General features: G+C 62.0%; 32 protein-coding genes. 2 read left to right on the forward strand and 30 right to left on the reverse strand.

Annotation, left to right across the window (positions count from 1 at the left end; genetic code table 11):
* Positions 1-61: 61 nt before the first annotated feature.
* Genes SCL_RS10670 through petA form a run of 3 tightly spaced genes read right to left on the reverse strand, consistent with a single transcriptional unit; the run spans position 62 to position 2,654 of the window.
* The gene (locus tag SCL_RS10670; RefSeq protein WP_096361198.1) at positions 62-805 is read right to left on the reverse strand and encodes a cytochrome c1; all 744 of its coding nucleotides are present in this window, start codon (positions 803-805) and stop codon (positions 62-64) included.
* A complete protein-coding gene (locus tag SCL_RS10675; protein ID WP_096361199.1) occupies positions 802-2,055 on the reverse strand; it encodes a cytochrome b in 1,254 nt (417 codons plus the stop codon). The genes SCL_RS10670 and SCL_RS10675 overlap by 4 nt, the downstream gene beginning before the upstream one ends.
* Positions 2,055-2,654, reverse strand: coding sequence for a ubiquinol-cytochrome c reductase iron-sulfur subunit (gene petA, locus SCL_RS10680; protein WP_096361200.1), 600 nt, complete (start codon positions 2,652-2,654; stop codon positions 2,055-2,057). The genes SCL_RS10675 and petA overlap by 1 nt, the downstream gene beginning before the upstream one ends.
* Before the next feature lie 285 nt (positions 2,655-2,939).
* On the opposite strand from petA, the gene SCL_RS10685 reads away from it, so the two are divergent.
* Positions 2,940-4,106: a Do family serine endopeptidase gene (locus SCL_RS10685; RefSeq protein WP_096361201.1), complete on the forward strand. Its 1,167-nt coding sequence runs from the start codon at positions 2,940-2,942 to the stop codon at positions 4,104-4,106.
* A gap of 44 nt (positions 4,107-4,150) precedes the next feature.
* On the opposite strand, the gene SCL_RS10690 is transcribed toward SCL_RS10685, so the two are convergent.
* The 24 genes from SCL_RS10690 to acs all read right to left on the reverse strand — a co-directional run bounded on the left by SCL_RS10690 (position 4,151) and on the right by acs (position 22,703).
* Entirely contained in the window at positions 4,151-4,702 is a 552-nt protein-coding gene (locus SCL_RS10690; RefSeq protein ID WP_096361202.1) for a hypothetical protein, read from the reverse strand.
* Positions 4,703-4,846: 144 nt separating this feature from the next.
* A complete protein-coding gene (tatC, locus tag SCL_RS10695) occupies positions 4,847-5,692 on the reverse strand; it encodes a twin-arginine translocase subunit TatC (RefSeq protein ID WP_096361203.1) in 846 nt (281 codons plus the stop codon).
* A complete protein-coding gene (gene tatB, locus SCL_RS10700) occupies positions 5,661-6,095 on the reverse strand; it encodes a Sec-independent protein translocase protein TatB (protein WP_096361204.1) in 435 nt (144 codons plus the stop codon). The genes tatC and tatB overlap by 32 nt, the downstream gene beginning before the upstream one ends.
* A 27-nt stretch (positions 6,096-6,122) precedes the next feature.
* Complete coding sequence (gene tatA, locus SCL_RS10705) at positions 6,123-6,374, reverse strand: Sec-independent protein translocase subunit TatA (RefSeq protein ID WP_096361205.1); 252 nt, start codon at positions 6,372-6,374, stop codon at positions 6,123-6,125.
* Between the two features lie 68 nt (positions 6,375-6,442).
* A complete protein-coding gene (locus tag SCL_RS10710) occupies positions 6,443-6,766 on the reverse strand; it encodes a phosphoribosyl-ATP diphosphatase (protein ID WP_096361206.1) in 324 nt (107 codons plus the stop codon).
* Position 6,767: 1 nt separating this feature from the next.
* A complete protein-coding gene (gene hisI / locus SCL_RS10715; RefSeq protein ID WP_096361207.1) occupies positions 6,768-7,160 on the reverse strand; it encodes a phosphoribosyl-AMP cyclohydrolase in 393 nt (130 codons plus the stop codon).
* Positions 7,161-7,211: 51 nt separating this feature from the next.
* Positions 7,212-7,973 (reverse strand): imidazole glycerol phosphate synthase subunit HisF, encoded by a 762-nt coding sequence (gene hisF / locus SCL_RS10720; RefSeq protein WP_096361208.1) that lies wholly within the window; start codon positions 7,971-7,973, stop codon positions 7,212-7,214.
* 98 nt (positions 7,974-8,071) lie between these two features.
* Positions 8,072-8,815 carry a 1-(5-phosphoribosyl)-5-[(5-phosphoribosylamino)methylideneamino]imidazole-4-carboxamide isomerase gene (gene hisA, locus SCL_RS10725; protein ID WP_096361209.1) on the reverse strand — a complete coding sequence of 248 codons (744 nt, stop codon included), beginning with the start codon at positions 8,813-8,815 and terminating at the stop codon, positions 8,072-8,074.
* 122 nt (positions 8,816-8,937) lie between these two features.
* A complete protein-coding gene (hisH, locus tag SCL_RS10730; RefSeq protein WP_096361210.1) occupies positions 8,938-9,588 on the reverse strand; it encodes an imidazole glycerol phosphate synthase subunit HisH in 651 nt (216 codons plus the stop codon).
* 91 nt (positions 9,589-9,679) lie between these two features.
* Positions 9,680-10,273: an imidazoleglycerol-phosphate dehydratase HisB gene (gene hisB, locus SCL_RS10735; RefSeq protein ID WP_096361211.1), complete on the reverse strand. Its 594-nt coding sequence runs from the start codon at positions 10,271-10,273 to the stop codon at positions 9,680-9,682.
* Positions 10,274-10,332: 59 nt separating this feature from the next.
* Positions 10,333-11,388, reverse strand: a complete 1,056-nt coding sequence (hisC, locus tag SCL_RS10740; RefSeq protein WP_197702608.1) for a histidinol-phosphate transaminase — start codon at positions 11,386-11,388, stop codon at positions 10,333-10,335.
* Positions 11,389-11,513: 125 nt separating this feature from the next.
* Entirely contained in the window at positions 11,514-12,821 is a 1,308-nt protein-coding gene (gene hisD, locus SCL_RS10745; protein WP_096361213.1) for a histidinol dehydrogenase, read from the reverse strand.
* A gap of 8 nt (positions 12,822-12,829) precedes the next feature.
* Entirely contained in the window at positions 12,830-13,474 is a 645-nt protein-coding gene (gene hisG / locus SCL_RS10750) for an ATP phosphoribosyltransferase (RefSeq protein WP_096361214.1), read from the reverse strand.
* A gap of 3 nt (positions 13,475-13,477) precedes the next feature.
* On the reverse strand, positions 13,478-14,773 hold the full coding sequence (gene murA / locus SCL_RS10755; protein ID WP_096361215.1) for a UDP-N-acetylglucosamine 1-carboxyvinyltransferase: 1,296 nt from the start codon (positions 14,771-14,773) through the stop codon (positions 13,478-13,480).
* Between the two features lie 76 nt (positions 14,774-14,849).
* A complete protein-coding gene (grxD, locus tag SCL_RS10760) occupies positions 14,850-15,164 on the reverse strand; it encodes a Grx4 family monothiol glutaredoxin (RefSeq protein WP_096361216.1) in 315 nt (104 codons plus the stop codon).
* A 50-nt stretch (positions 15,165-15,214) separates the two neighbouring features.
* Positions 15,215-15,436, reverse strand: coding sequence for a BolA/IbaG family iron-sulfur metabolism protein (locus tag SCL_RS10765; RefSeq protein WP_096361949.1), 222 nt, complete (start codon positions 15,434-15,436; stop codon positions 15,215-15,217).
* Positions 15,437-15,644: 208 nt separating this feature from the next.
* Entirely contained in the window at positions 15,645-16,400 is a 756-nt protein-coding gene (locus SCL_RS10770; RefSeq protein ID WP_172426083.1) for an ABC transporter permease, read from the reverse strand.
* A gap of 151 nt (positions 16,401-16,551) precedes the next feature.
* Positions 16,552-17,463 carry an ABC transporter ATP-binding protein gene (locus SCL_RS10775; RefSeq protein ID WP_096361218.1) on the reverse strand — a complete coding sequence of 304 codons (912 nt, stop codon included), beginning with the start codon at positions 17,461-17,463 and terminating at the stop codon, positions 16,552-16,554.
* A gap of 90 nt (positions 17,464-17,553) precedes the next feature.
* Entirely contained in the window at positions 17,554-17,832 is a 279-nt protein-coding gene (locus SCL_RS14285; RefSeq protein WP_172426028.1) for an STAS domain-containing protein, read from the reverse strand.
* 32 nt (positions 17,833-17,864) lie between these two features.
* Positions 17,865-18,524 carry an MlaC/ttg2D family ABC transporter substrate-binding protein gene (locus tag SCL_RS10785; RefSeq protein WP_096361220.1) on the reverse strand — a complete coding sequence of 220 codons (660 nt, stop codon included), beginning with the start codon at positions 18,522-18,524 and terminating at the stop codon, positions 17,865-17,867.
* Positions 18,525-18,544: 20 nt separating this feature from the next.
* Positions 18,545-19,021, reverse strand: coding sequence for an outer membrane lipid asymmetry maintenance protein MlaD (gene mlaD, locus SCL_RS10790; RefSeq protein WP_096361221.1), 477 nt, complete (start codon positions 19,019-19,021; stop codon positions 18,545-18,547).
* Positions 19,022-19,023: 2 nt separating this feature from the next.
* On the reverse strand, positions 19,024-19,803 hold the full coding sequence (mlaE, locus tag SCL_RS10795) for a lipid asymmetry maintenance ABC transporter permease subunit MlaE (protein ID WP_096361222.1): 780 nt from the start codon (positions 19,801-19,803) through the stop codon (positions 19,024-19,026).
* Positions 19,800-20,630, reverse strand: a complete 831-nt coding sequence (locus tag SCL_RS10800) for an ATP-binding cassette domain-containing protein (RefSeq protein WP_231969812.1) — start codon at positions 20,628-20,630, stop codon at positions 19,800-19,802. Before SCL_RS10800 ends, mlaE begins: the two co-directional genes overlap by 4 nt.
* Before the next feature lie 129 nt (positions 20,631-20,759).
* Positions 20,760-22,703 (reverse strand): acetate--CoA ligase, encoded by a 1,944-nt coding sequence (gene acs, locus SCL_RS10805; protein WP_096361224.1) that lies wholly within the window; start codon positions 22,701-22,703, stop codon positions 20,760-20,762.
* Between the two features lie 157 nt (positions 22,704-22,860).
* Here acs and SCL_RS10810 point away from each other — a divergent pair, with 157 nt between their 5' ends.
* Positions 22,861-23,445 (forward strand): tetratricopeptide repeat protein, encoded by a 585-nt coding sequence (locus SCL_RS10810; protein ID WP_231969862.1) that lies wholly within the window; start codon positions 22,861-22,863, stop codon positions 23,443-23,445.
* Positions 23,446-23,456: 11 nt separating this feature from the next.
* Here the strand turns inward: SCL_RS10810 and SCL_RS10815 are convergent, their stop codons facing one another.
* From SCL_RS10815 to SCL_RS10825, 3 genes are all read right to left on the reverse strand, one after another.
* Entirely contained in the window at positions 23,457-23,807 is a 351-nt protein-coding gene (locus SCL_RS10815) for a hypothetical protein (protein ID WP_197702609.1), read from the reverse strand.
* Between the two features lie 77 nt (positions 23,808-23,884).
* Entirely contained in the window at positions 23,885-25,963 is a 2,079-nt protein-coding gene (locus SCL_RS10820) for a sodium:solute symporter family protein (RefSeq protein ID WP_096361226.1), read from the reverse strand.
* A complete protein-coding gene (locus tag SCL_RS10825) occupies positions 25,963-26,226 on the reverse strand; it encodes a DUF4212 domain-containing protein (RefSeq protein ID WP_096361227.1) in 264 nt (87 codons plus the stop codon). The genes SCL_RS10820 and SCL_RS10825 overlap by 1 nt, the downstream gene beginning before the upstream one ends.
* Between the last annotated feature and the right edge of the window lie 27 nt (positions 26,227-26,253).

Here is a 26,253-nt window from a genome sequence, read left to right on the forward strand (position 1 = left end):
TGTTCCTGAAACGAAGCTGCTGCAAAAAAAGTCCCTGGCTGCCGGGCGTGCGCCGCAACAATCAGTGGATGTCCTTCCAGTATTCCTTCTTGAGCAGGTAGGCGAACACCAGGAATACCGCGAGGAAGATGAGCACGTAGATGCCGATCTGGTAGCGCACCAGCTTGGCCGGCTCGCCGAGATAGACCAGGAAATTCGTCAGATCGCGCATGGCGCGGTCGTACTCCTGCGGTTGCATGGAACCAACGCGCTCGATTTCGAGGCGCTCGAGCACCTCGGCGCCGTGTTCGTCCTTCTTGAATATCGCGCGCTGGTCGCCCTGCCATTCGTACAGCACGTGCGGCATGGCCACGTGCGGAAACACCGTGTTGTTCCAGCCGGACGGGGACTTGCCGTCGCGGTAGAAACTGCGCATGTAGGTATAGATCCAGGCCGGCTTGCGCGAACGCGCGATCAGTGACAGGTCGGGCGGCGCCACGCCGAACCAGCGCCGGGCGTCGTCTTTCGGCATCACCGCCTTCATGAGATCGCCGACCTTGTCCGCGGCGAACAGCAGGTTATCCTTCACCAGCTCTTCGCTGATGCCGAGATCCTTGCCCATGCGGTTGTAGCGCATGAAACCCGCGCTGTGGCAGGACAGGCAATAGTTGACGAAGATGCGCGCGCCGCGCTGCAGCGAGGCCTGGTCGCCGAGATCGATTTTGACGGGATCGCACTCGATCGCGCCGCAGGACTTGTGTCCACCCGCGGCGAACGCGCCGGCCGGCAGGCCCAGCATGACCAACAGTATCAGGAGCTTTTTCATTTCCAGGTCACCCTTTCCGGCACCGGCTTGGTCTTGTCCAGCGTGGTGTAAATCGGCATCAGGAAGAAGAAGGCAAAGTACACGACCGTGAACGCCTGCACCCAGTACACGTTCTTGAACCAGAACAGGCTGATGATCTCGGGACTCTTGGTGCCCAGGTAACCCAGAATGACGAAGCTCACCACGAACAGGGCCAGCGCGGTCTTGTACATCACGCCGCGGTAGCGGATGGATTTCACCGGCGAGCGGTCCAGCCACGGGAGCAGGAAGAACACCACGATGGACAGCCCCATGAAGATCACGCCCCAGATCTTGGCGTCGATCCAGAAGAAGTTGTACACGTTGGCTCGCAGGATCGAGTAGAACGGGGTGAAGTACCACAGCGGCACGATCTCCTGCGGCGTCTGCAGGATGTTGGCCGGCGTGAAGTTGTCGGGCTCGAGGAACCAGCCCCCCAGCTCCGGCGCGAAGAATATCACGGCGGCGAACAGCATCAGGAACACCGTCACGCCGACGATGTCCTTCACCGTGTAATAGGGATGGAACGGGATGCCATCGAGCGGAATGCCGTCCGGTCCCTTCTTTTTCTTGATTTCGACGCCGTCCGGGTTGTTCGAGCCGACCTTATGCAGGGCCACGATGTGCACGAATACCAGCGCCGCCAGAATCAGGGGGATGGCGATGACATGGAACGCGAAGAAACGGTTCAGCGTCGCATCGGTCACCACGAAGTCGCCGCGTATCCATTCGGACAATGTCGGCCCCACCACCGGGATGGCGTCGAACAGCGAGATGATCACCTGCGCGCCCCAATAGGACATGTTGCCCCACGGCAGCAGGTAACCCATGAAGGCCTCGGCCATGAGCGCGACGAAGATCACCATGCCGATGAGCCAGACGAGTTCGCGCGGACCGCGGTAGGAGCCATAGAGCAGGCCGCGGAACATGTGCAGGTACACGACGACGAAGAAGAACGACGCGCCGGTGGAGTGCATGTAGCGGATCAGCCAGCCCCAGTCCACGTCGCGCATGATGTACTCGACCGAGGCGAACGCCAGTTCGGTGTCCGGCTTGTAATGCATGGTGAGGAAAATGCCGGTGAGGATCTGCATCACCAGCACCAGCAGCGCGAGCGAGCCGAAGTAGTACCAGAAGTTGAAGTTCTTGGGCGCGTAATATTCGGCGAGATGCTCCTTCCAGACCTTGGTCAGGGGGAAGCGCTCGTCAATCCAGGTCATGAGCTTTTGCATCACGCGGCTCCTTTCTGGTCAGCGCCGATGATGATGCGCGTGTCGGAGATATAGGCATGCGGCGGCACCACCAGGTTGGTGGGCGCCGGGACGTTCTTGAAAACGCGGCCAGCCAGATCGAATTTGGAACCGTGGCAGGGGCAGAAGAATCCGCCGGGCCAGCTATCGCCGAGGCCCGAGGCGACCCCGGCATCGAGTCGCTTGTCTGGCGAACAGCCGAGATGGGTGCAGATGCCGACCAGCACCAGGGTTTCCGGCTTGATCGAGCGCGTCGGGTTCTTGGCATATTCGGGTTGCTGATCCGTCACGGCGGAGGCGGGATCGGCCAGCAGATTATTGTCCTCGGTGAGCGACTTGAGCATCGCGGGAGTGCGACGCAGGATCCACACCGGCTTGCCGCGCCACTCGACCGTGAGCAGCTGGCCGGGCTCGAGCTTGCTGATGTCCACCTCGACCGGCGCGCCGGAGGCCTTGGCGCGGGCGCTGGGCATCATGCTGAGGACAAAGGGGGTGAGCGCATATACCGTTCCCACCACTCCTAATCCGCTGGTGATCGCCAGCAGGCGCCGGCGACGCGGATTGACACCCTCTTCACTCATGAAACCCCCTCAATCTCTTGAAGAACGACGCAAAAATAAAAAAATCACGCGCCTTGGCGTAATTTTCTGAAATCAAATCAGTCAATTAGTTGGTAAAATCCGTCCGGCCCTGAAAAACGGCGCATAGGATTATATATCATCCCCACCGGAGTCAAGCGCTTAAATCAAATCGTGGCGTATTTTTTCATAAAAATCGCCGCTGACCACCCCGGCGTCACGGCACGCCGCGCGAACCGGCGTATCGGATAGAATCCGGTACCCGGATATCATCATTTGCCTGTCCATATGAACCCGCGTCAGATCCTGTCCTATCTTGCCCAGGCCGTCGTCCTCGGGCTGGCCATCGCCTTTGTGGTGCTGTATTTCTGGCCGGAAATCGCCGGGCGCAACAGCGCGACCGTCGAAATCCGCCAGACCGCCCCGGACACTTCGCCGCGCCCGGGCAACGGTCCCTATTCCTACGCCATCGCGGTGGACCGGGCCTCGCCCGCGGTCGTCAACATCAACACCGCCAAGGTCGTCACCGTGCGGCCCCACCCGTTCTTCGACGATCCGGCGTTCCGCCAGTTCTTCGGCGGCGGCGAAAACCTGATCACGCCGCGCAAGCGCATCGAATCCAGCCTCGGTTCCGGCGTCATCATGAGCGAGCAGGGTTATATCCTCACCAATCATCACGTCATCAACGGCGCCGATGCCATCCAGGTATCGCTGCAGGACGGGCGCATGGTGCAGGCCAGGGTGGTGGGCAGCGATCCGGAAACGGACGTGGCGGTGCTGAAAATCGATCTCCAGCGGCTGCCGGTCATGACACTCGGGCACTCCGACAGCCTGCGCGTCGGCGACGTGGTGCTGGCCATCGGCAATCCCTTCGGCGTCGGTCAGACCGTAACCATGGGCATCGTCAGCGCCACCGGCCGCAACAAGCTCGGCATCAACACCTTCGAGAATTTCATCCAGACTGACGCCGCCATCAACCCCGGCAATTCCGGCGGCGCGCTGATCGACGCCGAGGGCAATCTGGTCGGCATCAACACCGCCATCTTCTCGCGCAGCGGCGGCAACCAGGGCATCGGCTTCGCCATCCCCACCAGTCTGGCCCAGAGCGTGATGCAGGAAATCCTGGAGCACGGCCGCCCGCTGCGCGGCTGGCTCGGCATCGAGGCGCAGATGATCACGCCGCAGATCGCGCGCGCGCTCGAACTCAAGGATACCGCCGGCGTGGTGGTGGTCGGCGTAGTGCGCGGCGGACCGGCACACAGCGCCGGCCTGCAACCGGGCGACGTGCTGGTGGCGCTCGATGGCAAAAAAATCACCGAGGCGCGCGAGGCCTTGCTGAACATCTCCGGCCACAAGCCCGGCAGCCGCGTGAAAATGGAAATCCTGCGCGAGGGGAAATCGATGATGCTGGAAGCCACCGCCATCGAACGCCCGGCACAGGCGGCCACGGAGTAAGACACGCAACGGTCCCGGATGCCGGAATCGCGTCCCGAGGAACTTCAGTTCAGGTCGCCGCAGCGCCTGTAGGAACCATCCGGCTGGTAAATGAACTGGGTCTCGCCGGCTCCCGTGGCCCAGCTCTTGGTGGAGGCCCAACCGATGAAGTCGGTTTCGGCCTGTATATAACTGCCATCATCCATGCGGCAGTTCGTTCTTCCCGGCGGGTGTTTTGTCAGATAGCGATATTCCGGCACTATCGTGACGTCGCTCAGCAATACCGTGCATCGGTATTTTTTCCCGGCCGATCCATGACACGCGATCAGCCGGGTCTCGTGATAATCGTATGAAAGCTGCAGCGTGACATAGCGCTTCGTAGCGATGGCCCGTATCAACGCGACAAAATCCTCGAAATCGTCCCGGTTGAAATATCCGGTAAGAAAAGCGGGGTTTGACTCCAGATTGTCACGCACGTCGGAGTTGAACTCGGCGGGTTTCATGATCACAAACCCGGGAAAGGATTTGCTGATCTGGTCCTGAAAAAAATCCGCACAAACGGGGTATGCCGTCAGCAAGATCGGCAGAAAAAACGGCGTCCACCATTTCTTCTCCATGATCACGGCTCCCTGCGGACATGGCCGTGATTTCCATGGTACACCCGGCATTGCGGCCGGGCACATTATTTTGCCGGTGATATTTTTGCGCTGCGCGGAAATTCGTCAGGAAAGAAACGGCGAAAACGGGTATGCCTTACTGCTTTACTTGGTATTTTTTTCTTCGGTGCCGGCAAAGGCCTGGTCATGCTTCTTGAACTCGGCCTCGATTTCCTCGTCCGTCAGATTGCGCCGGCCGCTGGCCACGGCGGCGTCGGCGGCGCGTTTCATCCAGCGCGCCACGAAAAGCCCGGCCTCGAACAGGATGATCATCGGCACGGCCAGGAAAAACTGCGAGAACACGTCCGGCGGCGTGATGACGGCGGCCACGATGAAGGCCCACAGGATCACGTACGGCCGCTTCCCGGCCAGCGTCTCGGGGTCGATCACGCCCATGCGCGCCAGCAGGATCACCGCGATCGGCACCTCGAAGGCGATGCCGAAGGCGAAGAACATGGAAAACACGAAATCCATGTAGGAACGGATGTCCGTCATCATGGTCACGCCCGGCGGCAGGGCGTGCACGAAAAATCCGAAGGCCATGGGGAACACCACGAAATAGGCGAACGCCATGCCGCTGTAAAACAGAATGGTGCTCGACAGCAGCAGCGGAAACACCAGCCGCCGTTCGTGCTTGTACAGGCCCGGCGCCACGAAGGCCCAGAGCTGATACAGCAGGAACGGGATCGTGATGACAATGGCCACCGCCAGCGTCAATTTGATGGGCGTGAGGAACGGCGAGGCCACTTCGGTCGCGACCATGGTCGCGCCCGGCGGCAACACCCCCATCAGCGGTTGCGCCACCAGCGTGTAAACCTCTCCGGCGAAGGGAATCAGCGCGAAGAACACCACGGCGATGGCGATGACGGCATAGAGCAGGCGGTCGCGCAGCTCCAGCAGGTGGGAAATCAGGCTGCCCTCAGCGGCTTCGGGCTTTTCGGGTTCCGTCATGTTTCTTCGCGGACCGGGATTTGTTTCGGGTTTTGCCGCGCCGGCCGGAGGCGGGCTTGGCGTCGGCGGAAACCGTGTCCGGGAGCGCGGGCGGTTCCGGTGAATGGATCGTGGGCGCGGCGGTATCGGGATTGATTTCCGCGAATCCCTTTATCAGTTCGCCCGAGGTGTTCTGCATCAGGCGGCGGGTGCTGTCCAGTTCCTGCTTGAGTTTGCGCAGCTCCGACAGTTCCCCGGCATGGATTTCGCGGTCAAGATCCAGTTTGACGTCGGCGATGAAACGCCGCAACTGCCCCATCCAGCGGCCGGCGGTGCGCGCCACCTCCGGCAGGCGTTTCGGGCCCAGCACGATCAGCGCGATCAGCCCGACCACCACCAGTTCGGAAAAGCCGACGTCGAACATCGCGCGTGACCGTGGCGGCGGAAAGGATCAGCTCTTCTGTTTCTTCTTGGAGGTGACTTCCGCGTCGATCACGCGGCCGGAGTCGTTCTTGATCTTCCTGGCTTCATCGCCCTCGCCGGGCTCCGGCGAGTCAGGTTCGGCGCCTTCCTTCATCGCCTGCTTGAAACTCTTGATGGCGCCGCCGAGGTCGCCGCCGAGATTACGCAGCTTCTTGGTGCCGAAAATCAGCAACACGATGATCAGTACGACTATCCAGTGCCAGATGCTGAAAGTACCCATGCTGTTTCTCCAGAAAATTCCGTTCGTGACTTGCCAATGCCCGTGCGGCCGGCGCAACCGCCGCCGTCCTACTTATGTCCCTGGCGCGAGGCCTTCTCGTCCAGACCAGACACGCCGAAGCGCCGGTCCAGCTCAGTCAGGATATCATCCGGCTTCAGTCCCGTCTGTGCAAGCATAATCAGCGTGTGAAACCACAGGTCGGCGGTCTCGTGAATGATTTTCGCGCGCTCGCCGCTCTTGGCGGCGAGCACGGTCTCGGTCGCTTCCTCGCCGACCTTCTTGAGGATGGCATCCAGCCCCTTGGCGTACAGACCGGCGACATACGAGCTCTGTGGATCGGCGCCCTTGCGCGCCTCCAGCACCGCGGCCAGTTTCTTCAGGACGTCGGACATGTCATTTCCTGCCGTAGATTTCCTGTTCACTTTTTATCACGGGCTCGACCGTCACCCAGCGCCCGTCCTGCAACTGCTGGTAAAAACAGCGCTCGCGCCCGGTATGACAGGCGATGCCGCCCTTTTGCTCCACGATCAGCAACACGGCGTCGTTGTCGCAGTCGAGGCGGATGTCCTTGATTGCCTGCACATGCCCCGACTCCTCGCCCTTGCGCCACAGTTTCCTGCGCGAGCGCGACCAGTACACCGCGCGCTGCTCCCGGGCCGTCGCCGCCAGCGCCTCGCGATTCATCCATGCCAGCGTCAGCACCTTGCCGCTGCCGGCCTCCTGCGCAACGACGGGGACCAGGCCTTCGGCATTCCACTTTACGGCATCGAGCCATGATTCACTCATGGCGGAATAATAACAGGAATTGGGTGCGCCTATGCGCGGAGGGGGTTGTGGCTACAGCCTTACTTCAATGCCGGCCTCAGCCATGCGCTGCTTGGCCTGCGCGACGGTGTATTCCCCGAAGTGGAAAATGCTGGCGGCCAGCACAGCATCGGCATGGCCCTGGGTGATGCCCGCCACCAGATGATCGAGATTGCCGACGCCGCCGGAGGCGATCACGGGGATGCTGACAGCGTCGCACACGGCGCGCGTCAATCCAAGGTCGAACCCGTCCCGGGTGCCGTCACGATCCATGCTGGTCAGCAAAATTTCACCGGCGCCGTATTCCGTCATTTTCCGGGCCCAGGCCAGCGCATCGAGGCCGGTGGCCTTGCGCCCGCCATGGGTGAACACCTCCCACCGGCCCGGCCCGACCTGTTTGGCGTCGATCGCCACGACGATGCACTGCGAACCGAAATGACCGGAGGCTTCCCGGACGAACTCGGGTCGGGACACCGCCGCGGTATTGATCGACACTTTGTCGGCGCCGGCATTGAGCATGCGGCGCACGTCCTCGACCTTGCGGATGCCGCCACCGACGGTGAGCGGAATGAAAACCTGACTGGCCATGGCTTCGACCACGTGCACCATGGTCTCGCGGTTGGAGGACGAGGCGGTGATATCAAGGAAGGTGATCTCGTCCGCGCCTTGCTCGTCGTAACGACGCGCGATCTCGACTGGATCGCCGGCATCGCGGATTTCGACGAACTTCACGCCCTTGACGACGCGACCGTTGTCCACGTCGAGGCAGGGAATGATGCGTTTGGCGAGGCCCATGAGAAAAATTGAATGGACAGGATTTACAAGATTAACAGGATTAGAAAATTAAAATAAAGGAATTCCAGATTTAATCCTGTGAATCCTGTTAATCCTGTCTATTTTGTTTTTGTCATCTCGTCCGCGAGCTTCTGGGCCGCGGCGAAATCGAGCGTGCCTTCATAGATGGCGCGTCCGGTGATGGCGCCGACGATGCCGGCCTCGCCGACCTCGCACAGCCTGCGGATATCGTCAATGTTGGTGATGCCGCCGGAGGCAATGACCGGGATGGAGATCGCATTCGCCAGTTTTACGGTGGCCTCGATGTTGACGCCGGTCATCATGCCGTCGCGGCCGATGTCGGTGTAGATGATGGCCTCGACACCGTCGTCCTGGAATTTCTTCGCCAGGTCCACCACGTCGTGGCCTGACAGCTTGGACCAGCCGTCGATGGCGACCTTGCTGTCTTTGGCGTCGAGCCCGACGATGATGTGGCCGGGAAATTCCGTGCATACATCGCTCACGAAATGCGGCGCGTTCACCGCCTTGGTGCCCAGGATCACGTAGCGCACGCCCATGTCGAGATAAGCCTGGATCGTGTCCTCGTCACGGATGCCGCCGCCCACCTGCACCGGCATCTCCGGGAAGGCGGACAGGATGGCCTGGATGGCCGCGGCGTTCACCGGTTTGCCGGCCACCGCGCCATTGAGATCGACGATGTGCAGACGTCGCGCGCCGGCTTCCACCCAGCGCCTGGCCATCGCCACCGGGTCGTCGGAAAAAACCGTTGCATCGTTCATGCGCCCCTGACGCAGGCGCACGCATTTACCGTCTTTGATGTCGATCGCGGGGATTACGAGCATAGAGGATATGATTTATTCAAGAATTGGAAACCGCGGATGGACGCAGATATTGAAACAAACTGACATTTTGCTTCTTTTCATCTGCGTTCATCCGCGTTTATCTGCGGTTTCAAAAATATTATTCAGGGCTTTCCGTCCCAGGACATGAAATTCTCCAGCAGGCGCAGTCCGGGGCGCTGGCTTTTTTCCGGATGAAACTGGACCGCGAAAATATTCGCATGCGCCGCGGCCGAGGTAAACCGCAATGCATACGTAGTCTCGCCGGCGATGTCGGGCGCGTCGGCCGAGTCGGCGTAATAGCTGTGCACGAAATAAAACCGCGTGTCCTGCGGTATGCCGTTCCATATCGGGTGCGGAGAGGTTTGATGCACCTGGTTCCAGCCCATGTGCGGCACTTTCAGCGGCAGTCCGGTGGCCTGGTCGGTCATTTTTTCCGCCGGGAAGCGTTTCACGGAACCCGCGAGCAGGCTCAGGCACGGCGTGCCGCCGCCCTCCTCGCTGAAATCGTACAGGGCCTGGAGACCGAGACAGATGCCGAGAAAGGGCCTGGAGTGCATCGCTTCCAGGACTGCTTCGCGCAGGCCGCCGGATTCGAGCGCCGTCATGCAACCACCGATGGCGCCCTGGCCGGGAAACACCACGCGCGAGGCGGTGCGGATGTCCGCGGCGGAGGCCGCGAGCTGAACGCGTGCCTTCGGCGCCACGTGCTCGATCGCCTTGCACACCGAGCGCAGATTGCCCATACCGTAATCAATGACCGCGACCGTGTTCATATTAATTTGAACCGCCAAGACGCCAAGAAAGCATATTTATCGGATCACAAAACATCCTGGCGTCCTTGGCGCCTTGGCGGTTAATAAATTATTACAAACTTCCTTTCGTCGATGGCACGACATCCGGGGCGCGCGGGTCGACTTCGAGCGCCATGCGCAGCGCCCGCCCGAAGGCCTTGAAGATGGTCTCGGCATTGTGATGCGCGTTCTTGCCGCGCAGGCAATCCACGTGCAGCGTGACCAGGGCATGGTTGCAGAAACCCTGGAAAAACTCGTGCACCAGATCGACGTCGAATTCGCCCACACGCGCGCGCGGAAAATCGACGTGATATTCCAGACCGGGACGTCCCGAGAAGTCGACCACCACGCGCGACAGCGCCTCGTCGAGCGGCACGTAGGCGTGGCCGTAACGGCGGATGCCCTTCTTGTCTCCGGCCGCCCTGGCGAAGGCCTGGCCCAGGGTGATGCCGATGTCCTCGACGGTGTGATGCGCGTCGATGTGCAGGTCGCCCTTGGCCACCAGGGCGAAATCAATCAGACCATGCCGCGCCACCTGCTCCAGCATGTGATCGAGAAACGGCAGCCCGGTATCGATGCGGGACGTGCCAGTGCCGTCCAGGTTCACGGACAGGGTGATCTGGGTTTCCTTGGTGTTACGCGTAACTTCCGCGCGCCGGCTGGACACGAAGTTTCTCCGGGGGATTCGTGATTTTTATGGTATCACACCAATAATACATAGACGAATCAGAGACACGCCTCAAGCGCCTTGAGGAAAGAATCGTTCTCCTCGGGCATACCGACGGTCACGCGCAGGCAGTTCCTGAGCATGCCACCGGCCGCGTTCAGGTTCTTGATCAACACGCCGTGTGTCCGCAGGCCGGCAAATACCCGGTCTGCATCGCCCTCCACGCGGAACAGGATGAAATTGGTCCGGCTCGGCCAGGCCTGTACGCCTTTCAGGGCGTTCAGCGATTTGAAAAGCCGGTCCCGCTCGGCCCGTATCTGACGCGCCTGTTCATCCAGGAGCACGAGCTGCGCCAGCGCGAATTCCGCGCTCGCCTGCGTCAGCACCCCGATGTTGTAGGGCAGCCTGACCTTGTTGAATTCCTCGAGCCACGGCCGCGGACCCGCGAGCGCGCCGAGACGCAGTCCGGCGAGCCCCTGCTTGGACAGGGTGCGCATCACCAGCAGATTGTCGTGCCGGCCCAGCCTGTCCATGAAGCTCTCGCCGGCGAAGGCATGATAGGCCTCGTCCAGCACCACCAACCCCGGCGCCTGTTCGATCACGCGCAGGACATCCTCGCGCGCGAACAGATTGCCGGTCGGGTTGTTCGGCCAGGCAAGAAAAATCACCGCCGGCCGGTGCGTCTCGATCGCCTTGAGCAGGGCCGGCAGGTCGAGCGAGAAATCGGGCCGCAACGGCACGCCCGCGAATTTCATGCCGGTAAAGGTAGCGATCATGTCGTACATGACGAAGGTCGGCACCGGCGCCAGCACCACCGCACCCGGCTTCGCAACCGCCATGAGAATGATCTGAATCAGTTCGTCGGAACCGTTGCCCAGCATCAGCTCCATGCCCGGCGGCACGTCGAGCGCGGCGCGCAGCCGCTCGCGCAAGCGCCGCGCATCGGGGTCGGGATAGCGGTTGAGCGCGACCTGTTGCAGCGTGTCGAGCCATTCGCGTCTCACTGCCTCCGGCCAGGAATAGGGATTCTCCATGGCGTCGAGCTTGATGAGACCGGTGGCGTCGGGCACGTGATAGGCCTTGAGCGCCCGGATCTCCGGACGGATCAGTTGCAAGATTTTTTTCTCGATTGAATTACTCATCTAAAAGCATCTCACCGCCAAGACGCCAAGAACGCCAAGGAAAGCGAGATTAAAAACATTTCAATCTCTTGGCGTCCTTGGCGTCTTGGCGGTTCAAATTATTTTTTTATCCGGTACTCCGCCGAGCGCGCGTGCGCCGTCAGGCCCTCGCCGCGCGAGAGCACGGAGGCGGTGCGGCCGAGACTGGAGGCGCCGTCGGCCGAACACTGGATGATGCTGCTGCGTTTCTGGAAATCGTACACGCCCAGCGGCGAGGAAAAGCGCGCGGTGCCGGAGGTCGGCAGCACGTGATTCGGACCGGCGCAGTAATCGCCCACCGCCTCGGCGGTATAACGCCCGAGAAAAATCGCGCCGGCGTGGCGCACGCGCTTGGCGGCGTCTTCGGGATTTTCCAGCGACAGTTCGAGATGCTCGGGCGCGATGCGGTTCACCAGCGCCAGCGCCTCATCGAGATTCGCGACGGTGATCAGCGCGCCGCGGGCCTCGAGCGAGGTACGGATGATGTCGCGCCGTTCCATGCCGGGCAGCAGCTTTTCGATGGCCGCGCGCACTTTCGCGGTATAGGCCGCGTCGAGGCTGATGAGAACGGATTGCGCGTCCTCGTCATGCTCCGCCTGCGAGAACAGGTCCATGGCAATCCACTCGGGATCGGTCCGGCCGTCGCACAGCACCACGATCTCGGAGGGACCGGCGATCATGTCGATGTCGACCGCGCCGAACACCAGCCGTTTGGCCGTGGCGACGTACACGTTGCCCGGCCCGACGATCTTGTCGACCCTGGGAACGGAGGCCGTGCCATAGGCCAGCGCCGCCACCGCCTGCGCGCCGCCGATGGTGAACACCCGTTCGACGCCGCCCAGATGCGCCGCGGCCAGCACCAGCGGGTTGAGCTCGCCTGCCGGCGCCGGCACCACCATGACCAGTTCATGCACCTCGGCCACCTTGGCCGGGATCGCGTTCATAAGCACCGACGAGGGATAGGCGGCCTTGCCGCCGGGCACGTAGAGACCGACGCGCTCGATCGGCGTCACCTGCTGCCCGAGGCGGGTGCCGTCGGGTTCGGTATAGCTCCAGGATTCGGTACGCTGGCGCTCGTGATAGGCGCGGATGCGTTCGGCGGCGTTGGCCAGCGCATCGTACTGTTCCTTGGTCAGTGCGCGCGCCGCTTCGCGCAGCTGCTGGCGCGGAATCTCGAGCTCCGCCACCGAGGTCAGCTGGCGGCGGTCGAAGCGCCGGGTGTATTCGACAAGGGCGACATCGCCGCGGGCCCGTATGTCGGCGATGATCTCCTTCACCGTGGCCTCGACTTTCGGGTCGGCCTCCGGCGTGCGGTCCAGCAGGCGCGCGAATTCGCGCTCGAAACCGGCGTCGCGCGTGCTGAACTGGCGCAGGTTGAGGGTGCTCATGAGGTCGGTCAGGCGACCGCCTGCTCCAGCCGGTTCACCAGGCTTTTGAGCGCCTGTTGTTTCATTTTCATCGAGGCGCGGTTGGCCACGAGCCAGGCGCTGATGTCGGCGATGTGCTCAACCTCGGCCAGGCCGTTGGCCTTGAGGGTGTTGCCGGTATCCACCAGGTCCACGATACGGTCGGACAGGCCCACAAGCGGCGCCAGCTCCATCGAACCGTAGAGCTTGATGATGTCGGTCTGGATGCCCTTGGCGGCGAAGTGACGTTGCGTGGTTTTGACATATTTAGTGGCGATGCGCAAACGGGTCCAGCTGTCGGGATCGTCACGCGAGGCCAGGCTCTTGGGCTCGGCCACCATCATGCGGCAGCGCGCGATCTTCAAGTCCAGCAGCTCGTAGAGGCCGTCGCCCTCGTATTCCATCAGCACATCCTTGCCGGCGATGCCCAGATCGGCGGCGCCAAACTGGACATAGGTCGGCACGTCCGCGGCGCGGATGATGGTGAGCTTCACCTCGGGCAGGTTGGTGTCGAGGATGAGCTTGCGGCTCTTGAGTGGATTCTCGGTAGGACGGATACCCGCGCGTTCAAGCAGCGGCAGACCCTCTTCCAGGATCCGCCCCTTGGACAGGGCGATATTGAGCGCGGTGGTCATGGTTCACGCCGTCTGCTGGCGCGCCGCCCGAGCCGCGTGTTCTCCCGGCACACGGCGGATGCGCGCACCCAGTTGCGCCAGCTTCTCTTCAATACATTCATAGCCGCGATCGATGTGATAGATGCGGTCCACCACGGTCTCGCCGTCCGCCACCAGGCCGGCAAGCGCGAGGCTGGCCGAGGCACGCAGGTCGGTCGCCATCACCGGCGCGCCTTTCAGGCGCGGCACACCGGTCACGATGGCCGTGTTGCCTTCCATTTCAATCTTCGCGCCCATGCGCTGCAATTCGTAAACGTGCATGAAACGGTTCTCGAAAATCGTTTCCGTGACCGTGCCGCTGCCTTCGGCCACCGCGTTCATGGCGATGAACTGCGCCTGCATGTCCGTGGGGAACGCCGGATACGGCGCGGTGCGCACCGTGACGGCCCGGGGACGCCTGCCCTGCATGTCGAGACTGATCCAGTTCGGTCCGGTTTCGATGACGGCGCCGGTATCGCGCAGCTTGTCGAGCACCGCCTGCAACAGGTCGGGGCGCGTGTTGCGCAGGCGCACGCTGCCGCCGGTCATGGCGCCGGCGACCAGATAGGTTCCGGTTTCGATGCGGTCGGGGATGACCTCGTGCACGGCGCCGTGCAAACGCTGCACGCCCTCGATGGCGATCTCGTCCGTGCCCGCGCCCGTGATGCGCGCGCCCATGGAGTTGAGACAGCGGGCGAGGTCGGCCACTTCCGGTTCGCGCGCGGCGTTTTCGATGATCGTGGTGCCATCCGCCAGCGTCGCCGCCATCATGATGTTCTCCGTGCCCGTGACGGAAACGAGATCCATGAAAATGCGCGCGCCCTTCAGGCGTTTCGCCTTGGCGCGGATATAGCCGCCATCGAGATTGATCTCCGCGCCCATGGCCTGCAAACCCTTGATGTGCAGGTTCACCGGGCGCGAACCGATGGCGCAGCCGCCGGGTAGCGACACCTCGGCCTCGCCGAAACGCGCCAGCAGCGGGCCCAGCACCAGGATCGAGGCGCGCATGGTTTTCACCAGTTCATACGGGGCGCATACCGAGGTGTTCTGGCTCGAGTCGGCTTCAATCACCATCTTGTCGCCGACCACCAGGCGCACGCCCATGCGGCCGAGCAGTTCCATGGTCGTGGTGATGTCCTGCAGGTGCGGCACGTTGCCGATGCTCACCGTCTCGCTGGTCAGCAGCGAGGCCACCAGCACCGGCAGCGCGGCATTCTTCGCGCCCGAGATTTTTATCTCGCCGCGCAGTGCGCTGCCGCCCGTAACTATCAGTTTGTCCATGTATGCAAATTCTCTTTGCCGCAAAAAAACAAAAGCCGCCAGCAGGCGGCTTTTGTCCGGTCAATACGGCCGACGTTCAACCCGTCGCCTTGGCAACCAGCTTCTGCAGCTCGCCCTTCTGGAACAGCTCGGTCATGATATCACAGCCTCCGACCAGTTCGCCGTTGACGTACAGCTGGGGAAAGGTCGGCCAGTTCGAGTATTCCTTGAGGCCCTGGCGGATTTCCGGGTCCATCAAGATGTCGTAGCTGGTGTATTTCGCCCCGCAGGCGCCCAGCATTTGCGTCGCCTTGGCGGAAAAACCGCATTGCGGGAACTGCGGCGTGCCCTTCATGTAGAGCACGATTTTGTCGCCGGAAAGCTGCTCGCGGATTCTGTCTTGTACGTTCATGCCGTCCTCTTGTCGCTTCAGTGAAAGGGATGCTGCCGGTCGGGCCTGCGTCATTCGCCGGGCGTCAGGGTACGCAGGGATAGCGCGTGAATCTCGTTGCCCATTTTGCCGCCCAGCGTGCGGTAAACAATCTGGTGTTGCTGCAGCATGCTTTTGCCGGCGAATTCGCTGGCGACCACCTCGGCCTCGAAGTGATGGCCGTCGCCGGTCACCGATACGCGCGCGCCCGGCAGGCCGCGCTCGATCATCTGCTTGATTTCTTCCGGTTGCATCATTGCTGCCTCATTATGCGGCCGCTCCCGGCCATTTCAAGAGATATACCCTTAAGGGATAGGAAACCGCGGCGTGATGCGCCGGCCCGGCCCCGTTGATCATATATATGAGAGAAGGAACGTGCGCAACCGGCGGGTCTCCCTTCATGGACCGGTCAGTGCCGGCTCGGTTCCCGGCGGCCGCATGACGCTCCCCGACGGCAGGGTTTCAGTCGCGCAGCTTGTAACCGCTCCCGAGCAACAGCAGCGTGACGCTGGACAGAACCGCCAGGAACAGCGCCACGATCACGAGGCTGTGGGACGGCACGACGTCGGACACGCCGAAGAAACCGTAACGGAAGCCGTCGATCATGTAGAAAAACGGGTTGAAATGCGACAGCTTCTGCCAGAACACCGGCAGTGAATGGATCGAGTAGAACACTCCGGAAAGGAACGACAGGGGCAGGATGATGAAATTCTGGAACCCGGCCAGCTGATCGAACTTCTCGGCCCAGACGCCGGCGATGACGCCGAGAGCACCCAGGCTGGCGCTGCTCAGCAGCATGAACAGCAGGATGAAACCCGGGTGCTTGACAGGCACGGCCGTGAAAACCAGCGCCACCAGATACACCCCCACACCCACCAGCACCGCGCGCACTACCGCCGCCAGCACAAACGCCAGAAAAAATTCCAGGTGCGACAGCGGCGTGAGCAGCATGAACACGATATTGCCCGTGACCTTGGACTGAATCAGGCTCGAGGAGCTGTTGGCGAAGGCGTTCTGTATCACCGACATCATGACGAGACCGGGGATCAGGAACATGGTGTAGCTCACGCCGGGAAAGGCCTGCACCCGCCCCTCGAACACCTGCCCGAACACCAGCAGGTACAGCAGCGCCGTGATGACCGGGGCGATCAGGGTCTGCAGCAGCACCTTGCCGAAGCGCAGCACTTCCTTGTAAAAAAGGGTATAGAACCCGATCAGATTCATATTAATTATGGAACCACAGATAAACGCGGATTTATATTAAGATGAACGCAGATAAAACAAGAATTGATATGAGCTAATCCGCGTTTATCTCTTTTTTCATCTGCGTTCATCAGCGTTTCAAAAATATTAAATGCAATAATCACGTCTATTTGCCCCGCGTCAGCTCCACGAACACGTCCTCCAAATCGGCGCCTTCCATGTTGAGGTCGGTGATCACGGCACCATGGGCGCGCAAGGCGTCGAGCACCGCCATGACGGAGTCGGTGCCCTTGTCGAGCTGCAACTCGACCATGTGGCCGTCACGGCGCCGGACTTTTTGCTCCAGCGCCCCGGGCAGGCCCGCCAGCGGCTGTTCGGTGGTGACGCAGACCCGGCGCGTGCGGCCGATGCCCCGCGCCAGCAGCGCCGGCTTGGTATCGAGCGCGACCAGCCTTCCGCGATTCAGGATGGCGATGCGATTGCACAAGGCCTCGGCCTCCTCCAGGTAATGCGTCGTCAGCACGATGGTATGGCCCTCGCTGTGCAGGCGGCGGATGAAGGCCCACAACGACTTGCGCAGCTCCACGTCCACGCCCGCGGTCGGCTCGTCCAGCACCACCACCTCCGGCCGGTGCACCAGCGCCTGGGCGATCATCACGCGCCGCTTCATGCCGCCGGATAGTGCGCGCATGTTGGCGCCGGCCTTCTCGGTCAGCATCAGCGCCGCCAGCAGCTCGTCGATCCAGGCGTCGTTTTTGTGCAGGCCGAAATAACCCGACTGGATGCGCAACACCTCGCGCACGTTGAAAAAGGGATCGTAGGTCAGTTCCTGCGGCACCACGCCGATGAGACGACGGGCTTTCCGGTAGTCCGTCACCACGTCATGGCCCAGCACGCTCACGCGTCCGGCATCGAAACGGGTCAGTCCCGCCACGATATTGATCAGGGTGGATTTGCCGGCGCCGTTGGGGCCCAGGAGACCGAAGAATTCCCCGCGCTCGACGGCGAGGTCTATGCCGTCGAGCGCGTGGACGCGGGGATAGCGCTTGTGCAGCCCGGAAATCGAGATTGCCGACACAAAATTATGAATAGACAGGATTTACAGGATTAACAGGATTGAAAAGAAAAAATCACTAAAAAATTCCAAGATTTAATCCTGTAAATCCTGCTAATCCTGTCCATTTTTGATTCTAAAAACCTGGGTAAGACCGTTCACACGGATCAGCTGCCGTACCTGCTCCGGGATGTTGGCAAAAACGATCTCGCGCTGCGCGGCGCGCGCCCGTTGCAACCATTCGATCATCAGCGCCAGGCCGGCGCTGTCAGCCAGCGAGATTCCCTGCATATCGATCGTCACCGGCTGCGGGTCGCCCTGAAGCACGGTGCCGATGTGCTCCTGAAACCGGGGCACGGTCTGAAACGTCAGCTGCCCGGACAGTTCGAACACGCCTCCGCCGCGAGGCGCAAACCCGTTCTCGCTCACGGTGTGGCGCCCGCCTTGCCGTCCGCCTTGCCGCCGTTGGAAGCCGTCTTGCCGGTGGCGGCGGCCTTGTTGTCCTGCGCCAGGCTCGCGATCAGGGCGTCGAGGCCTTCCTTCTGCGCGCGCGTGGCATAAGTCGTTTGATACGTCGATACCAGGCTCGCGCCCTCGATCGTCACGTCATACACCTTCCAGGTGTTGTCGGTGCGGTAGAAACCGTATTGGATGGCGATCGGTGGCCCGCCATCCTTGCGGCGGACCTCCGACCTCACCGTGGCGGTGCGGTCATCCGGGCTGGCATGAAACGGCAGGTAGACGATCTCTTCGTCGTTGTACTTGAGCAGCGCCGTGGCGTAGGTACGCACCAGCAGGTCGCGAAACTCGGCGACGAACCGCGCGCGCTGGTCCTCGCTGGCCGCGCGCCAATGGCGTCCCAGCACGGTGCGCGACATGGCGCGGAAATCGAAATGCGTCAGGACATGCTCGTCCACCATGGCGTAGAGCTTCTTGTGATCACGGCCGTACTCGGCCTTGTTGGCCTTGAGCAGGGCCACGATCTTGTCGGTGGCGTTGCGCGCGATCTGGTCCGGCGCCAGCTCCGCCGCCTGGGCGGGGAAGGCCAGAACCAGAAACAGGATGACGGGGATAATTCTGTTCATGGGCGCTCCTTGGCGACGCGCTATTTGGGCGGCTCGGCTTCGCTGGCCTTGTTGAAGATCACCTGCCCGACCAGTTTTTCGAGCACCAGGGCCGATTGCGTGCGCAAAATGGTGTCGCCATCCTTTAGATAGACTTCCTCGCCGCCGGGTTCAATGCCGATATACTGATCGCCCAGCAGCCCCGAGGTCAGGATGTTGGCGGTGCTGTCCGCCGGGATGTTCTTGTACTGCCCGTCGACATCCATCGTGACAATGGCCTGATACTTGTTGCTGTCAAACGCAATGCCCGTGACCCGCCCGACACGCACCCCGGCAACCGTCACGGCCGCCTTTACCTTCAGACCGCCGACGTTGTCGAAGTTCGCCTTGATCTTGTAACCGTCGACAACGTCCGCGGTGGTGAGGTTGCCGACCTTGAAGGCAAGCATGGCCAGCGCCAGGATTCCCGCCGCCACGAACAGCCCGACCCACAATTCCAGCGTATTTCTTTTTAACATGATCAGACGTCTCCCAGAGTCAAAGCGGTCAAGACGAAATCCAGACCCAGCACCGCGAGTGAAGAATATACCACCGTGCGATTGGTGGCGCTCGCCACGCCCTCCGACGTCGGCACCGCGTCATAACCCTCGAACACCGCGATCCAGGTGCACACCACGCCGAACACGAGGCTTTTGACAACACCATTCAGAATATCGTCGTAAAAGTCGACGCCGTTTTGCATCTGCGACCAGAAAGCACCGGCATCCACGCCCAGCAGACCGACGCCGATCAAATGCCCGCCCAATACGCCGATGGCGGAAAACAGCGCCGCCAGCAAGGGCATGGCGATCACGCCGCCGAGGAAACGTGGCGCAATGAGGCGCGTGACGGGATTAACCGCCATCATCTCCATGCCGGCGAGCTGCTCCGTCGCCTTCATCAGTCCGATCTCCGCCGTCAGCGCCGAACCGGCGCGGCCGGCGAACAACAGCGCCGTCACCACCGGCCCGAGTTCGCGTACCAGTGACAACGCTACCAGCAAACCGAGCGAGTTGGCTGAACCGAACTTGACCAGCGTATTGTAGCCCTGCAAGCCGAGCACCATGCCGACGAACAGACCCGATACCAGGATAATCAGGAGCGTGAGCACGCCGACGGCGTAGACCTGCTGCACCACCAGATAAAAACGCCGCAGCAGTTCCCACGAGCCGGTGACAACTTCGTAGAGAAACATCGAGGCGCGGCCGAGGCGCTCGACGCTGTTGATCACGATGCCGCCGAGGGTGCGAATGGTGTTCATGCGACGTTTTTCATCAGGTCTTCAACATAGTCACCGGCCGGATACTGGTACGGCACCGGACCGTCGGGAAGTCCGTCCATGAACTGGCGGACATGCTCGGAGCCGGACTTCTGCACCTCGGCCGGCGTGCCCTCGCCGATGATCCGCCCATCGCCGATGAGATAGGCGTAATCGGAGATCATGCAGGTCTCGGCGACGTCGTGCGAAACCACGATCGATGTGATACCGAGACTCTGGTTGAGTTCACGAATGAGTTTGGCGATCACGCCCTTGGAGATCGGGTCAAGACCGGTGAACGGCTCGTCGTACATGATCATCATCGGTTCCAGCGCGATCGCGCGCGCCAGCGCCGCGCGCCGCTGCATGCCGCCGGAAAGTTCCGAAGGCATGAGATCGCGCGCGCCGCGCAGGCCCACGGCCTCCAGCTTCATCAGCACCACCTTGCGCAGCAGCGATTCCGGCAATTTGGTGTGCTCGCGGATGGGGAACGCCACATTTTCGAACAGGGAAAGATCGGTCAACAGCGCGCCGGACTGAAACAACATGCCCATGCGCTTGCGCAGTTCAAAGAGCTCTTTGGTTTTGAGATCGGGCACCGATTGGCCGTCCACTGTCAACGTGCCACGGTCCGGCTTGATGCGCCCGCCGATGAGATTCAGCAACGTGGTTTTACCAGAACCGCTGCCACCCATGATGGCGGTAACCTGACCCCGGCGGATCGGCATATGGATACCCTTGAGAATCGGGCGTTCGCTGCGGGAAAAATGAACATCCTGTATGTCCACCAGGACTTCACTGCCGGCTGCACCGTTACGGGACTGGCTCAATCCGCCTTCCTTTTCGCGATTCCGGGCGGAACGCCCGGTTGAGGTCGACACATTCTATTCAATCCGGGCGGCTTGTGTCAGCCATTTATCCGTCGGTCTTTGCCGGGTGCGCGTGGACCGACGTCGCCGCTACGAACGCACGCGATTCCTGATCAGGTCGTCCACCACCGAGGGATCGGCCAGGGTCGTGGTGTCACCGAGATTGTCGAGCTCGTTGGCCGCGATCTTGCGCAGGATGCGGCGCATGATCTTGCCGGAACGGGTCTTGGGCAGGCCCGGCGCCCACTGGATGGCGTCGGGCGTGGCCATGGGGCCGATCTCCTTGCGCACCTGCTGCACCAGTTCTTTTCTCAGGGCTTCGCTGGATTCCACGCCGACCTTGAGGGTGACGTAACAATATATACCCTGACCCTTGATGGCGTGCGGACAACCGACCACCGCCGCCTCGGCCACCGTGGGATGCAGCACCAGCGCGCTTTCCACCTCGGCCGTGCCCAGACGGTGCCCGGAGACGTTCAGCACGTCGTCCACGCGCCCGGTGATCCAGTAATAACCGTCCTTGTCGCGGCGCGCGCCATCGCCGGTGAAATACATGCCCGGGTAGGTCCTGAAATAGGTGTCGACGAAGCGTTGATGATCGCCGTACACCGTGCGCATCTGTCCCGGCCAGGGACGGGTAATCACCAGGTTGCCGCTGCACTCGCCTTCGAGCAGCTTGCCCTTGTCGTCCATGATCGCCGGCATCACCCCGAAGAACGGACGCGTCGCCGATCCCGGCTTGAGCCGGGTCGCGCCCGGCAGCGGCGTGATGAGAATGCCGCCGGTCTCGGTCTGCCACCAGGTATCCACGATCGGCACGCGCGCGTCGCCGACCACGTGGTAATACCATTCCCAGGCTTCGGGATTGATCGGTTCGCCGACGGTACCGAGCAGTTTCAGCGACTGGCGCGAGGTGCGCTTCACCGGCGCCTCGCCCTCGCGCATCAGCGCGCGGATCGCCGTCGGCGCGGTATAGAAGATGTTCACCTTGTGCTTGTCGATCACCTCCCAGAAGCGCGAGGCGTTGGGATAGGTCGGCACGCCTTCGAACATGAGCGTGATCGCGCCGTTGCACAGGGGTCCATAGACTATATAAGTGTGTCCCGTGACCCAGCCGACATCCGCGGTGCACCAGTAGATGTCGCCATCGTGATAATCGAAGATGAGCTTGTGCGTGATGGCGGCATAGACCAGGTAGCCGCCGGTGGTGTGCAACACGCCCTTGGGCTTGCCGGTCGAGCCGGAGGTATAAAGAATGAACAGCGGGTCCTCGGCGTCCATCTCCTCCGGGGCGCAATCCGCGGAGCTTTGCGCCATTTGCTCGTGATACCACACGTCACGCCTGGCGTCCCAGGCGATCTTGTCGCCGGTGCGCCGGACGACGATCACGGTATGCACATTCGGGCAGTGCGTGAGCGCGTCATCGGTGTTGGCCTTGAGCGGGACTTTCCTGGCGCCACGCACGCCCTCGTCGGCGGTGATCACCACGCGGCAGTCGGAATCGAGGATGCGGTCCTTGAGCGACTCGGGCGAGAATCCGCCGAACACCACCGAGTGCACCGCGCCGATGCGCGCGCAGGCCAGCATGGCCGCCGCCGCCTCCGGAATCATGGGCATGTAGATGCAGACGCGGTCGCCCTTCTTCACGCCGCGGCGCTTCAGGACATTGGCGAGCTTGCATACCTCGGCATGCAATTCGCGATAGGTGATCTTTTTGTCTTCCCTGGGGTCGTCGCCTTCCCAGAGGATGGCGGTCTGGTTGCCGCGCTTCTCCAGATGGCGGTCGAGGCAGTTCCAGGAAACGTTCAGCTTGCCGCCCTCGAACCACTTGATGTGCAGATTTTTGGCGTCGTAGCTCCAGTTGCTGACCTGGCTCCAGGGCTTGGACCAGGTGACGAAGGCCCTGGCCTGCTCGGCCCAGAAGCCGTCGGGGTCTTTCACCGAGCGTTCGTACATCTCCAGGTATTTGCCGTTGTCGATGTGTGCGCGCCTGACGACATCGGCGGGGACGTCATAAATCTTCTCTTCGGACATGACTCGCCCTCCTCATTAACTATTTATTACATCCGGTTGACGCCGATTGTGCACAGGCAGGCGCATTGGCTCAAGCCATGACGCCAAACCCTTGTCCCGCCACGCGCCACGCCGCACAATGGGCGCCCCTGCACCGGTGGAATACCGTCCCGTGAACATGGATGCCTGGCGTCATTACCTGCGCGCCCGACTGTACCGGCTTCTCAAACAGCCCGAACGGGCCATCGCCGAACTGCGCGCGGCGCTGGGCCTGGACCCGAGTTTCGCGCGCGCGGCGCACGCGCTGGCCTATTTGCTGGTCGGACGCGGCGACCTCGACAGGGCATTGCCGCTGCTGGAACAAACCGCTGCTCTGCGGCCGCGGGACGCCGGCGTCTGGTACAACCTCGGTTTCGCGCACGACCATAACAAAAACCCGGCCCGTGCCATCGACGCCTTTCGCGAAGCGGTGCACCTGAGCCCGCGGTTCGATCAGGCCTGGTACGGCCTGGGGCGCTGCCACGCCGCGCTCGGCCAGCTCGACGATGCGATCAAGGCCCTCGAGGAGGCGGCGCGCCTGCAGCCCACAAAAGGGCATGCCTGGTATGAGCTCGCCCTGGTGCACCACCGCCGGCATGAGTCCGACCGGGTACGCGACATCGCCGAGCATCTGAATCGCTACGACCGCCACGCGGCGCGCAAACTCATCCTCGATACCCAGCGCACCGACCTCGCCCACCTCGTCTCCGATCTCCGGGCCTGAGCCCGGCCTTTTCAGGGGCCCGGCGGTGGGCCAGGGTTGGACGAACCGGTGTCCTGTTTCAGCACCTGACAGGCGGGATGCTCCGGCTGGCTGTTGCACTGCACGAGCTTTTCAACCGTAAGCGCCACCCATATCCCCGCTACCAGAAAGAACGCCACGAATGGGACATGCATATCGGCAACGAAGCGCGGCGTGATGAAGCGCGTGGCACGGACCACGGGTGAGGTAACGACCTTGATGGTACGGTAAAACACATTCTGTTCGCGGCCGGCGCCGGCCAGCAGGTACAAGACCCCCTGCCCCAGCAACGCGAGCCCGGCAATCTCCGCCAGCGCCTTCAGTATCACGATTAAAGTCAGCATAAGATCTTTATAACCACAGAAAGAAAAGAACAAAGGGCCCGCGCGAGCGGGCCCTTTGCGGTTGGCACAACCGGAAGTCAGGTCGCGCGCGTGTCGATATCACCCTTGAGATGCGGATAACGCACGTGCTCGATGAGTTCCTGCGTTTTCGCGTCCGGCGCCGGCGTCAGCAGGCTCACGATGATGATCACCGCAAACCCGAGCGGCACGCCGAAGATACCGGCCGAGATCGGGTTGATCCCGAACCACAGGTTGTCGGCGATCGGCGAGGTCACGCCGAACACACCGCGCAGCCACGGCTGGGTCGTCGCCATGTAGTAGAAGGTGATGCCCAGACCCGAAGCCATGCCGAGAATCGCGCCCCACGACGACGCCCGTTTCCAGAAGATGCCGAGCACCAGCGCCGGGAAGAACGCCGCCGCCGCGAACGAGAACGCCGCCGACACCAGGAACAGGATGTCCGCCGGTTTCTGCGACGCCACCGTCGCCGCGATCGCCGCCACCACCAGCAGCAGCATCTTGGCGATGGTGAGACGGCGCTTGGTCGACGCATGCGGGTCGATCATCTTGTAGTACACGTCGTGCGACAGCGCGTTGGCGATGGTGAGCAGCAGGCCGTCCGCGGTCGACAGCGCCGCCGCCAGACCACCGGCCGCCACCAGGCCCGAGACCACGTACGGCAACCCCGCAATTTCCGGCGTCGCCAGCACGATGATGTCCTGGCCCAGCACGATCTCGGCGAGCTGTACGATGCCGTCACCGTTCAGGTCCTTGATCGACACCAGCGCCGGGTCCACCGCCGCCCACGATGCCACCCATCGAGGCAGGTCGGCGAAATTCGAGCCGACGAGGTGCGCGTACACGTCGAACTTCACCAGCACCGCCAGCGAGGGCGCGGTGAAATACAGCAGGAAGATGAAGAACAGCGACCATCCGACCGACTGGCGCGCCTCCTTCACCGAGGGCGTGGTGTAGTAGCGCATGAGGATGTGCGGCAAGGCCGCCGTGCCGACCATGAGACAGAAGACCAGCGCGAGGAAATTGAGCCGCGCGGTGTTGCGCGCGGCATCATCCTTGCCCACGAAGGCCTCGGCATGCGGGCGCGGAGGCACGGCACGCGCCGCGAGACCCTTCTCCTTGGTCCATTGTGCCTTGGCGGCGTCCACGTCTTTCGGGAACGCGGCGACGGCCTTTTCAGCAGCGGCGATCTGGTCCGGGGCCGTGTTGGCGGCCTTGAGATCGGCCAGTTTCTTTTCCAGCGCGGTCTTGTCCGCGGCATAGGCCGCGGCCGGGTCCTTGAGCTTGGCCTCGGCGTCCGCGGCCTTGGCCTTCAGGATATTCCGAACCTCGATTTCTTTCGGGTCGTCCTTGATCACTTTTTCGCGTTCAGTCACTTTCTCCAGCGCGTAGCCGTAGGAAAGCTGCGGAATCGGGAATTTCGTTATCTGAACCGACAGCCACACCACCGGCAGCAGGTAGGCGATGATCAGGATGATGTACTGCGCCACCTGCGTCCAGGTCACCGCACGCATGCCGCCGAGGAACGAGCACACCAGAATGCCGCCGAGACCCACGAACACGCCGACGCCGAACTCGAGCCCGGTAAAGCGCGAGGTGATGAGGCCGACACCGTAAATCTGCGCCACCACGTAGGTGAAGGAGCACAGGACCGCGGCGAATACGCCGATACTGCGCGCCGTATGGCCGCCGTAGCGCGCACCGAGGAAGTCCGGAATCGTGAATTGACCGAACTTGCGCAGGTAGGGTGCGAGGAACAGCGCCACCAGCACGTAACCGCCGGTCCAGCCCATGATGAAGGCCAGGCCGTCATAGCCCTGGATGTAAAGGCCGCCGGCCATGCCGATGAACGACGCCGCCGACATCCAGTCGGCGCCGGTGGCCATGCCGTTGAAGAACGCCGGCACCCGCCGGCCCGCGACGTAGTACTCGGCCACGTCCGCGGTGCGGCTCATGATGCCGATCATGGCGTACAGGCCGACGGTGGCGAACAGGAAGCAATAGCCGATCCAGCGGTTGGGCAGGCCCATCTGTTCGGCGATCGCCAACAGGATGACGAAAATGATGAAGCCGCCGGCGTAGAGGCTGTAATATTTCTTGAGCGACTGGGTGAATTGCACCTGGGTTTGCGTAGCCATTAGCCTTCTCCTTCTGCGACGTCATACTCTTTGTCGAGTTTGTTCATGCGAATGGCGTAATAGAAGATCATGATGACATAGATGATCAGCGAACCTTGCGCCCCCATGTAGAAACCAAAAGGGAAACCGAATATGACCAGCTCATTGAGCTCGCGCGCATACCAGCCCACGACGTAGGTCACCACAAACCAGATCGCAAGCAGAATGGCTGTCATCTTGACGTTTCTTCGCCAGTACTCCTTGTGCCGTTCAGACAGTTGCATGATTATCCTCCAGGTTGTTTGCCAAAT

This window comes from Sulfuricaulis limicola, from assembly GCF_002355735.1.
In the GTDB taxonomy this organism is placed as follows: domain Bacteria; phylum Pseudomonadota; class Gammaproteobacteria; order Acidiferrobacterales; family Sulfurifustaceae; genus Sulfuricaulis; species Sulfuricaulis limicola.

Bases quoted from the DNA above. Each gene is read 5' to 3' on its own strand.
- SCL_RS10670 (WP_096361198.1), bottom strand. From the start codon at position 805: ATGAAAAAGCTCCTGATACTGTTGGTCATGCTGGGCCTGCCGGCCGGC.
- SCL_RS10675 (WP_096361199.1), bottom strand. From the start codon at position 2,055: ATGCAAAAGCTCATGACCTGGATTGACGAGCGCTTCCCCCTGACCAAG.
- petA (WP_096361200.1), bottom strand. From the start codon at position 2,654: ATGAGTGAAGAGGGTGTCAATCCGCGTCGCCGGCGCCTGCTGGCGATC.
- SCL_RS10685 (WP_096361201.1), top strand. From the start codon at position 2,940: ATGAACCCGCGTCAGATCCTGTCCTATCTTGCCCAGGCCGTCGTCCTC.
- SCL_RS10690 (WP_096361202.1), bottom strand. From the start codon at position 4,702: ATGGAGAAGAAATGGTGGACGCCGTTTTTTCTGCCGATCTTGCTGACG.
- tatC (WP_096361203.1), bottom strand. From the start codon at position 5,692: ATGACGGAACCCGAAAAGCCCGAAGCCGCTGAGGGCAGCCTGATTTCC.
- tatB (WP_096361204.1), bottom strand. From the start codon at position 6,095: ATGTTCGACGTCGGCTTTTCCGAACTGGTGGTGGTCGGGCTGATCGCG.
- tatA (WP_096361205.1), bottom strand. From the start codon at position 6,374: ATGGGTACTTTCAGCATCTGGCACTGGATAGTCGTACTGATCATCGTG.
- SCL_RS10710 (WP_096361206.1), bottom strand. From the start codon at position 6,766: ATGTCCGACGTCCTGAAGAAACTGGCCGCGGTGCTGGAGGCGCGCAAG.
- hisI (WP_096361207.1), bottom strand. From the start codon at position 7,160: ATGAGTGAATCATGGCTCGATGCCGTAAAGTGGAATGCCGAAGGCCTG.
- hisF (WP_096361208.1), bottom strand. From the start codon at position 7,973: ATGGGCCTCGCCAAACGCATCATTCCCTGCCTCGACGTGGACAACGGT.
- hisA (WP_096361209.1), bottom strand. From the start codon at position 8,815: ATGCTCGTAATCCCCGCGATCGACATCAAAGACGGTAAATGCGTGCGC.
- hisH (WP_096361210.1), bottom strand. From the start codon at position 9,588: ATGAACACGGTCGCGGTCATTGATTACGGTATGGGCAATCTGCGCTCG.
- hisD (WP_096361213.1), bottom strand. From the start codon at position 12,821: ATGAGCACCCTCAACCTGCGCCAGTTCAGCACGCGCGACGCCGGTTTC.
- hisG (WP_096361214.1), bottom strand. From the start codon at position 13,474: ATGACCACCGCGCTCAATATCGCCCTGTCCAAGGGGCGGATCCTGGAA.
- murA (WP_096361215.1), bottom strand. From the start codon at position 14,773: ATGGACAAACTGATAGTTACGGGCGGCAGCGCACTGCGCGGCGAGATA.
- grxD (WP_096361216.1), bottom strand. From the start codon at position 15,164: ATGAACGTACAAGACAGAATCCGCGAGCAGCTTTCCGGCGACAAAATC.
- SCL_RS10765 (WP_096361949.1), bottom strand. From the start codon at position 15,436: ATGCAACCGGAAGAAATCAAGCAGATGATCGAGCGCGGCCTGCCGGGC.
- SCL_RS10785 (WP_096361220.1), bottom strand. From the start codon at position 18,524: ATGAACAGAATTATCCCCGTCATCCTGTTTCTGGTTCTGGCCTTCCCC.
- mlaD (WP_096361221.1), bottom strand. From the start codon at position 19,021: ATGTTAAAAAGAAATACGCTGGAATTGTGGGTCGGGCTGTTCGTGGCG.
- mlaE (WP_096361222.1), bottom strand. From the start codon at position 19,803: ATGAACACCATTCGCACCCTCGGCGGCATCGTGATCAACAGCGTCGAG.
- acs (WP_096361224.1), bottom strand. From the start codon at position 22,703: ATGTCCGAAGAGAAGATTTATGACGTCCCCGCCGATGTCGTCAGGCGC.
- SCL_RS10810 (WP_231969862.1), top strand. From the start codon at position 22,861: ATGGATGCCTGGCGTCATTACCTGCGCGCCCGACTGTACCGGCTTCTC.
- SCL_RS10815 (WP_197702609.1), bottom strand. From the start codon at position 23,807: ATGCTGACTTTAATCGTGATACTGAAGGCGCTGGCGGAGATTGCCGGG.
- SCL_RS10820 (WP_096361226.1), bottom strand. From the start codon at position 25,963: ATGGCTACGCAAACCCAGGTGCAATTCACCCAGTCGCTCAAGAAATAT.
- SCL_RS10825 (WP_096361227.1), bottom strand. From the start codon at position 26,226: ATGCAACTGTCTGAACGGCACAAGGAGTACTGGCGAAGAAACGTCAAG.